Source organism: Thermomonas sp. (assembly GCF_047606765.1).
Classification (GTDB): Bacteria; Pseudomonadota; Gammaproteobacteria; order Xanthomonadales; family Xanthomonadaceae; genus Thermomonas.
Genome location: NZ_JASGED010000134.1, coordinates 1 through 7,960, shown reverse-complemented (window position 1 = coordinate 7,960; position 7,960 = coordinate 1). Strand labels below are relative to the sequence as shown.

The following is a 7,960-nucleotide window of genomic DNA, read 5'->3' as shown; positions in this document are numbered from 1 at the left end:
GCGTGTTCGCCTGCAGGAACAACTGCAGTTTGCCGCTCATGTCCTGCACGGTGGCGAATGCGGCCTTGCCCATCACCCGTTTGGCCAGGATGCGGCCGGCGATGGCGACGCGGCGGTTGCTCGCTTCCAGCGCTTCTGCCGTCCACTTGTCGGCATTGATGTAGTCGGCCTGCAAGTCACCAGCGAAGTCGGCACGCTTGAAATCGTTGGGGAAGGCAATGCCCTGCCCGCGCAGCGCGGCCAGCTTGGCGCGGCGCTCGGCGATCAGGTGGTTTTCGTCAACGGCTTGTGGGGTGTTGGAATCGGTCATTTTTTGCTCGTCATTCCGGCGCAAGCCGGAATCCAGCCCTTAAGTTGTTCAAATCGAAAAACTGGATTCCGGCTTGCGCCGGAATGACAGCCCTACGCCGCGTCGATCCGTTTCGCCCCGGCCTCCAGCCCGGACTTCAGGCTGGCTTCCACGAATTCGTCCAGATCGCCGTCCAGCACTTTCTGGGTATCACTGCGTTCGATACCAGTGCGCAGGTCCTTGATCCTGCTCTGGTCCAGCACGTAGTTGCGGATCTGGCTGCCCCAGCCGATGTCGGACTTGGTGGCTTCCAGCGCATCCTTCTCGGCGTTGCGCTTCTGCACTTCCAGCTCGTACAGCTTGGCTTTCAGCATCTTCATCGCGCGGTCGCGGTTGGCGTGCTGGCTGCGTTCGGTCTGGCAGGCGACCACCGTATTCGTCGGTACGTGGGTAATGCGCACCGCCGATTCGGTCTTGTTGACGTGCTGACCGCCTGCGCCCGAGGAACGATAGACGTCGGTCTTGAGGTCGGCGGGATTGATTTCGATATCGATGTCGTCATCGACTTCCGGCGACACGAACACGCTGGTGAAGCTGGTGTGGCGGCGGTTGTCGGAATCGAACGGCGATTTGCGCACCAGGCGATGCACGCCGATCTCGGTCTTCAGCCAGCCGTAGGCATAGTCGCCCTCGACGCGGAACGTGGCGGACTTGATGCCGGCCACGTCGCCACCGCTGACTTCCATCAACTCGGCCTTCCAGCCGCGCGACTCGGCCCAGCGCAGGTACATGCGCAGCAGCATTTCCGCCCAGTCCTGCGCCTCGGTGCCGCCGGCACCGGCCTGGATATCGACGAAGGCATTGCAGCCATCCATCTGGCCCGAGAACATGCGCTGGAACTCGATCTGCTCCACGCCTTTCTGGAAACCGTCCACGTCGGCGACGACCGCAAGCGCGGTGTCCTCGTCGTTTTCCATCTCGGCAAGATCAAGCAACTCGCCCGCGCCCACCAGACCTTCGGTGAGGTTGCGGATGCCGTTGACGGTCTTGTCCAGCATGGAACGCTCGCGGCCCAGCGCCTGCGCGCGTTCGGGATTGTTCCAGACGTCCGGGTTTTCCAGCTCGCGTTCTACTTCTTCCAGGCGCTCGCGCTTGGCGTCGTAGTCAAAGATACCCCCGGAGCGCATCCAGCCGGCCCGTGAGGTCGGCGATGCGTGCTCGGATGGGATTGAGTTCGATCATGTGTGGGAGATGTCGCGGAAACGGTCGCGAATCTTACCAGCTGCGGGCTGTTCAAACCTCCTGCCCCAGCCGCTGGCGCAGGGATGCGCGCCAGGTGCGGCTGACCGGCAGCGTGCTGCCGTCCTTCATGTGGGCGCGGGCATCGCCGGTATCCAGCGGTTCGATGGAGGCGATCTGGTCGATGTTGGCGATGTAGCTGCGGTGGATGCGGACGAAGCGTGCCGGGTCGAGCTTGGCCTCGATGCCGGCGATGGTGCTGCGCAGCGGGTAGTCGTGGCCGCGCACGCGCAGGTTCACGTAATTGCCGGAGGCTTGCAGCCATTCGATGTCTGCTGCCGCGATCAGGAACTCGCGGCCCAGTTTGCGGATCAGGAAGCGGTCCGGCCTGCCCTGCGCATCTTCGGCGACTTGCGGCAGTCCTTGATCTGGCGGGTCGAACAGCTTCGCTTCGCCTTGCAGGCGTCGCCACAGCCAGCGGTAGCTGTGGGCGAGGATCACGATCGAGGCGAAGGTGCGCGCATCCTTCAGATATTCATAGGGCAGGCCCACCGTCCAATCGAAATCGTATCGTTCGCCCAATGCGGCGTAGATCATCATCCGCAGCAGCACCATGCCGATCACGTGCAGCAGCGACCAGACAAGACTTGCGGCGATGTAGCCCGGCAAGCGCCGCAACCAGGTATCGGCATGCAGCGGCCAGCGCTCGCAAAACCAGAGCAGCAGCGGCAGCAACAGGATCGAGACCAGCGCGCTGCTGCCTTCCCATGTGGCCGGTTGCCACCACGGCAACGCCTGACCGTAGCGGTCGGCATCGATCAGGGTCACGAACGTGTTGATTGCGGCGCTGATCCCGAACACCGCGATCCACAGCAGTATCTCGAAAGGCCGCCGCCACGGCAGGTGCCGCGCCCAGAAGTCACGTTCGCGACTGGCTGCGCTCTGCATGTCTTTTGTCATCGACAGGGATTCTAAGCCGCTGCTTCAGCAAGTCGCCCTGCGACTCGTCACTGCCAGTCCTCGACTGGTCACAAAGCCCTGTCGTGACAGCACCTTACGGTGGCACCCACTGATCGCACCGATGACAGTTGCAGCGTCCCGCCACCAGCCCAGCCCCATGCAACGACGCCACGATATCGACGCCCTGCGCGTGATCGCCTTCGGTCTTTTGATCCTCTACCACGCGGGCATGGTCTATGTGGCGGACTGGGACTTCCACGTCAAAAGTACCTATCAGGTCGAATGGCTGCAATGGCCGATGATCGCGCTGAACCGCTGGCGGATGCCGCTGCTGTTCATGATTTCCGGCATCGCGCTGGGACTGGCCGGGATTGAAGCGCGACGCCTGCGCTTCGCCGCCGCCCGCAGCTGGCGCCTGCTGCTGCCGCTGCTCTTCGGGATGCTGGTGGTCGTACCGCCGCAGACGTTTTTCCAGATCGCCCAGCAGTACGGCTACACCGGCAGCTTTCCGCACTTCTACCCGCTCTACCTCACACACGGCCTTTGCCGCGACGGCCAGTGCCTGACCACGCCCACGTGGAACCACTTGTGGTATCTGGCCTACCTGTGGCCGTACACGCTGTTGCTGCTGGCGCTCGTGCCGGTGTTGAAGCGCGTGCAGGCATGGCTGCAACATCCAGCGCATTCCGCCGTGGCCAGTTGGCTGCTGGCGGTCGTTCCCGTTGCGTGGATGGCGTCGGTGCTGCTGTGGCTGATGCCACACTTCCCGGAAACCCATGCCCTGCTGGGCGACTGGACGGTGCACGCCGAATCGCTGCCGCTGTTCCTGCTGGGCTATGTGCTGGCAACCAACGCCATCTTCTGGAACTGGATCGTGCGTTGGCGTTGGCGCACGCTGCTGGTCGCGCTGTTGGCGATCTCGCTGGAACTGGGCCTGCGCTGGCTCGGCCGTCATCCGCCGACCGGGCCGATGCCCGATTGGGCATCGCATGTTCCGTGGTCTGCGGTTGAGCGCATCTCCCGCGCCAGCTACACATGGATGGCATTGCTGGCGTTGTTCGGCTGGGCGCGCATATTGCTGGATCGTCCGTTCCGCTGGCTGCCGTATTGCAGCGAAGCCGTGTTTCCCTGGTACATCCTGCACCAGACGTTGATTGTCGTTCTCGCCTTCTGGCTGGCACCGCTGCAGCTTGGGCCGTGGCTTGAACCACTGCTGGTGCTGTCGGGAACCGTAGCCGGTTGTGTGCTGCTGCACGAACTACTCATCCGCCGCATCGCCTGGCTACGCCCGCTGTTCGGGCTGAAGGCACGCAAGCCTGTATCTTTCACCGCTTCCGCCCATCGCGAGTTGCACGATGTTTGAAACCGACGCCCATCTCTGGCTGCAAACCTTCGATGCACCGTGGTTGCTGGCGTTCATGACGCTGGTGTCAACGCTGGGTACTTTCGATTTCTACATGGCGGCCTTCCTGCTGCTGGCGTTCGGGGTGAAGTTGCGGCCAACGCTAGGCGTGCTGACGGCGTCCGTGCTGGCCGGCACGATCACCGGCATCGCCAAGCTGGGTTTCGGCCTGCCCCGCCCCAGCGAGGTCGATGCTCGGGTGCTGGACAAGGGCGAGAGCGGGCATGCGCTGGTGACCGATGGCGCGGCGGATTCGTTCTGGGCTTTGCCCAGCGATGACGCGATCGAAACGGTGCGCGCAGCGGGCGAAATGGATTACGGCTTCATCAGCGGGCATTCCAGCACGGCGATGGCATTTGCACTGGGGCTGGCGCTGTTCTTCGGTGCGCGGCGGCGATGGGTCTTCGGCATCGCGCTGGGCTGGGCGCTGCTGATGGGCATCTCACGCATGTATCTAGGCCGGCACTTCTTGGCCGACGTGCTGGGCGGCTGGGTCGTCGGCGCGCTTGCGGTGTGGCTGGCGTGGCTGTTCGTGCGTGCGATCCATTCGGAATCACCTGCGCCAAGGCGACGCGCGTGGAGCATCGCCATCACCTGTGTGGCCGTCCTGTTCCTGTTGTCGCTGCGCCTGCCGTTTGTGACGCCAGATGCTGCCGGCCAGCTCGCGGGCGTGCTGGTCTGCCTGTTCCTTGCCTCGCGAATCAGTCAACTCGATGAAAGCGGCATCGGGCGTCGTGTCCTGCGCGTGCTGCTGGCATTCGTGATGGGGTACGGCGTCAATGCATTGCTGAAATCCGCATCGCAGGCCGCTGGCTGGAATGACGCGCATCCGATGGCCTTCGTGCTGACGGCGCTCGGGTTCACGCTTGCGATCTTTGGCACGTTCTACGTGGCGAAGATGCTGCGCCTGTATCGGCAGGCAAGCTTGCCCGACTAAGCCAGTTCGCAGTGCGCCACGATCAACTGGATCGCATCGCCACCGCGCCAGTCATCGGGCGCGAGTCGATAGGCGATATGCACGCGCTGCGCAGGTTCCTCGCCATTCCAGCCGCCGAAGTGGATGGCATTGAATCGCTTGCCGGCATTGGCAAGTTCCAGCTTGAGGTGGCGCTCCTTCAGCACGCGCCAGTTCAAGACTTCAAACTCGCCATCGAACAGCGGCTCCGGGTAGCCCTGCCCCCAATGACCACCATCGCGCAATGCAATGGCGGTATCGATGCCGATTTCATCCGCAGCCAGCGCGCCATCGCTGTGCAGGGTGTCGGTGAGCATGTCGGCTGACAACCACTCCCCCGCGACCTGCGCGAAGGCATCGCGGAACGCGGGCAGCGCCTCTGCATCCAGACTCAATCCCGCCGCCATCGCATGCCCGCCGAAGCGCGGGATCAGGCCCGGATGACGTGCATCCACCTGCGCCAGTGCATCGCGGATATGGAAGCCGGGAATCGAGCGCGCGGAGCCGCGCAGCATGCTGCTGCCGGGTTCGGCAGGCGCAAAGGCAATCGCCGGGCGATGCAGGCGTTCCTTCAGCTTCGACGCCACAAGGCCGACCACGCCGGGGTGCCAGCCGGGATCGAACAGGCAGACCGATGGCGATGATGCTTCGGGCAAATGCGCAAGCGCGGCTTCGGCTTCGTCGGTCATCTGCTGCTGCACGCCACGGCGTTCCTCGTTGATGGCGTGCAGGGTGGATGCCAGTTCGCGTGCGTGGCGTGCATCGTCGGTCAGCAGGCAGGCGATGCCGATGCCCATGTCTTCCAGCCTGCCCGCCGCATTGATGCGCGGGCCGATGGCGTAGCCGATGTCGGCGGTGGTGAGCGTGGCTTCGTTGCGTCCCGACACTTCAATCAAGGCACGCAGTCCCGCGCAGCCCTGCCCTGCGCGCAGGCGACGCAGGCCCGCGCCGACCAGCGCACGGTTGTTGGCGTCCAGCGGCACCATGTCCGCCACCGTGCCGACCGCGACCAGATCAAGCAATGACGCAAGATCGGCCTGCACACCCAGCTTCGCGCGCAGTGCCAGCAATACGTAGAACATCACGCCGACGCCAGCCAGCGCCTTGCTGGCGAAGCTGCAGCCAGGCTGGTTGGGATCGACGATGGCATCGGCAGCCGGCAGCATCGCGCCCGGCAAATGATGATCCGTCACCAGCACCTGCCAGCCACGCGCCTTCGCTGCCGTGATGCCCGCATGGCAGGCGATGCCGTGATCGACCGTCACCAGCAAATCAGGTTTCAACCCGGCCAGTTCCTCGACCAGCCCCGGCGTCAGCCCATAGCCATGCACGACGCGGTTGGGCACGGCTGGCAGCACCTGCTTCGCGCCGAGCATGCACAGCCCGCGCACGCCGACAGCGCAGGCAGTTGCGCCGTCGCAGTCGAAATCACCGACCACAAGGATGCGCGCATCACGCTGGATCGCGTCATGCAGCAGGGCGACGGCATCGTCGATGCCCTTCAATCCGTTGAATGGCAGCAAGTCGGCCAGTCGCGGCTGCGCCGTGCGCGCATCGCTGCCACGCGCCGCGTGTACGCGACGCAGGACATCGGGCCATTGCGCAGGCCAATCACCATCGACGGCGCAGGGTTCGCGCCGCTGGATTCGGCGTGCCGCGCTCATGCCGCCAGTGTCGGCAGCGGACGCCGCCAGAAGCGCCAGCGCTGGCCCGGCTTCAACGTGAATGCCGTGCCATCGGCAAAATCCAGCGTGAGTTCACCGCCACTGGCAACGACAGGCGACAGCCAGCGCTCCAGCAGTTCGCGCGCATCGCGGCGTGCGCGCAGGTCGATCAGCGCATCGGCATCGAATCCATTGAAGCTGGCCACTGGCATGGCAGTGAAATTACCGATGCGTGCCAGCCCATGCAGTCGGGGATCATCCGAAAACACGGTCGGGGAATTGCAGGCCGCGTGGTCAGGCATCACGCCCCCGCCCCAGAACCACAGCGCATTGATCGGCGGTTTGCCTGCGGCGATGCGCGCGGCATTGTGCGGATGATTGTGCAAGGTCACCTGCGCTTCGCTTGCCAGCGCCCGCCAGCGGCGCGCTTCTGCGCCGTCAGGGATGTGTTCGAACACATCCTCGCCCAGCGCATCATCCGGCGATGCAAATGCGGGCAATTTGGCTTCGCGCGGCAGCCGCAGGTACCAGCGACCCGGCACCGGCGCATCCAGCGGGAAACCAACATCGCCAAACAGCGGGCGCAGTGCCGGCAGCAAGGCATCGACATCGGACGGGTCGATGCCCAGCGCATCACCGATGCCAAGCAGGCGCGCGCCGTTGATGTCGGGGCGGATGTAGGCGGGATCGGCGCGCAGCCAGCCGGACAGGCGCGCGTCTTCCTCGCTTGAATCCAGCAGCCGGGTCAGCGGCGCGGCCGGCCAGCGGCGCGGGATGACATCGAAATGCCGCGCAAGCTGTGCTTCCTCGCCCGCATCGGATGCGCTGCGATCCGCACGCCCCAGCGCTTTCGCCAATGCCTGTGGCAGCGCGATGCCGGCGAAGCGCGTGGTGGGCGGGAGGAGGATCAAGGCGTGTACCTGGCCTGTTGGTATCGGCCCAGCGCATCCTGCCCCCACGCAGCCACATCAGCCATGTCCGGTTTGTCAGGCGCAAGGATTCCGTCCCACAATTTCGCAGCCGCTGCCGACCTCGGGAGCAGATCGAGTGCATTGAGAATGCCCTGGCGCTTGCTTTCCAGCAGACGCCCCATCTGCGCTTCCTGCACAAGCTCCGGCTTCATGTTCTCCACTGCCCACCAGTCGAACAGGTCGCGCGGGGTGAGTGCCGAGCCCCGATAAAACAGCTTTTTTGCCAGCACCTCGGCGACGGGTTCCAGCGGCAGCCTCGTTTCGTTCGAGGTCTCATCCGGGAGACCAAGCAGGGAGCCGCGGACAATGAAATCGATCTCGCCATCCGGCAGGCTGAGCTTGATGAAGTCCGCCGCTTCCTCGTAGCCTGCGACCACTGCTTCGACACGATCATTCAGGCGCGGGCTGATGTACCCGATCCATTGGGGATCACGCATGAACAGGTCGATGTCGAAGCAGTGGTCGCAGGCTACGAGGAAG

General features: G+C 64.4%; 8 protein-coding genes. 2 read left to right on the top strand and 6 right to left on the bottom strand.

What is annotated here, in order from left to right; translation table 11 throughout:
- The 3 genes from QM612_RS12485 to QM612_RS12475 form a co-directional block, all read right to left on the bottom strand.
- Nucleotides 1-310: OB-fold nucleic acid binding domain-containing protein (locus QM612_RS12485; RefSeq protein ID WP_415254212.1), on the bottom strand; the 310-nt coding region annotated here is incomplete at its 3' end.
- Between the two features lie 92 nt (nt 311-402).
- Nucleotides 403-1,531, bottom strand: a protein-coding gene (gene prfB, locus QM612_RS12480; protein ID WP_415254211.1) for a peptide chain release factor 2 whose coding sequence is annotated in 2 segments (ribosomal slippage) — nt 403-1,455 and nt 1,457-1,531 — 1,128 coding nt in all. Because the reading frame shifts where the segments join, the coding sequence is not laid out codon by codon here.
- A gap of 51 nt (nt 1,532-1,582) precedes the next feature.
- Nucleotides 1,583-2,488: a LytTR family DNA-binding domain-containing protein gene (locus QM612_RS12475; protein ID WP_415254210.1), complete on the bottom strand. Its 906-nt coding sequence runs from the start codon at nt 2,486-2,488 to the stop codon at nt 1,583-1,585.
- A gap of 157 nt (nt 2,489-2,645) precedes the next feature.
- Between QM612_RS12475 and QM612_RS12470 the strand changes: the two genes are divergently transcribed.
- Together QM612_RS12470 and QM612_RS12465 are read left to right on the top strand one after the other, a co-directional pair.
- On the top strand, nt 2,646-3,851 hold the full coding sequence (locus QM612_RS12470; protein ID WP_415254209.1) for an acyltransferase family protein: 1,206 nt from the start codon (nt 2,646-2,648) through the stop codon (nt 3,849-3,851).
- A complete protein-coding gene (locus QM612_RS12465) occupies nt 3,844-4,827 on the top strand; it encodes a phosphatase PAP2 family protein (RefSeq protein WP_415254208.1) in 984 nt (327 codons plus the stop codon). Before QM612_RS12470 ends, QM612_RS12465 begins: the two co-directional genes overlap by 8 nt.
- Here the strand turns inward: QM612_RS12465 and recJ are convergent.
- The 3 genes from recJ to QM612_RS12450 form a co-directional block, all read right to left on the bottom strand.
- Nucleotides 4,824-6,509 (bottom strand): single-stranded-DNA-specific exonuclease RecJ, encoded by a 1,686-nt coding sequence (gene recJ, locus QM612_RS12460; protein ID WP_415254207.1) that lies wholly within the window; start codon nt 6,507-6,509, stop codon nt 4,824-4,826. The two genes, QM612_RS12465 and recJ, sit on opposite strands and share 4 nt — an antisense overlap.
- Nucleotides 6,506-7,420 carry a phosphoglycerate mutase gene (locus QM612_RS12455; RefSeq protein WP_415254206.1) on the bottom strand — a complete coding sequence of 305 codons (915 nt, stop codon included), beginning with the start codon at nt 7,418-7,420 and terminating at the stop codon, nt 6,506-6,508. Before QM612_RS12455 ends, recJ begins: the two co-directional genes overlap by 4 nt.
- On the bottom strand, nt 7,417-7,960 hold a 544-nt coding region (locus QM612_RS12450; protein ID WP_415254205.1), incomplete at its 5' end, for a hypothetical protein. The genes QM612_RS12450 and QM612_RS12455, both read right to left, overlap by 4 nt.

Bases quoted from the DNA above. Each gene is read 5' to 3' on its own strand.
- QM612_RS12475 (WP_415254210.1), bottom strand. From the start codon at position 2,488: ATGACAAAAGACATGCAGAGCGCAGCCAGTCGCGAACGTGACTTCTGG.
- QM612_RS12470 (WP_415254209.1), top strand. From the start codon at position 2,646: ATGCAACGACGCCACGATATCGACGCCCTGCGCGTGATCGCCTTCGGT.
- QM612_RS12465 (WP_415254208.1), top strand. From the start codon at position 3,844: ATGTTTGAAACCGACGCCCATCTCTGGCTGCAAACCTTCGATGCACCG.
- recJ (WP_415254207.1), bottom strand. From the start codon at position 6,509: ATGAGCGCGGCACGCCGAATCCAGCGGCGCGAACCCTGCGCCGTCGAT.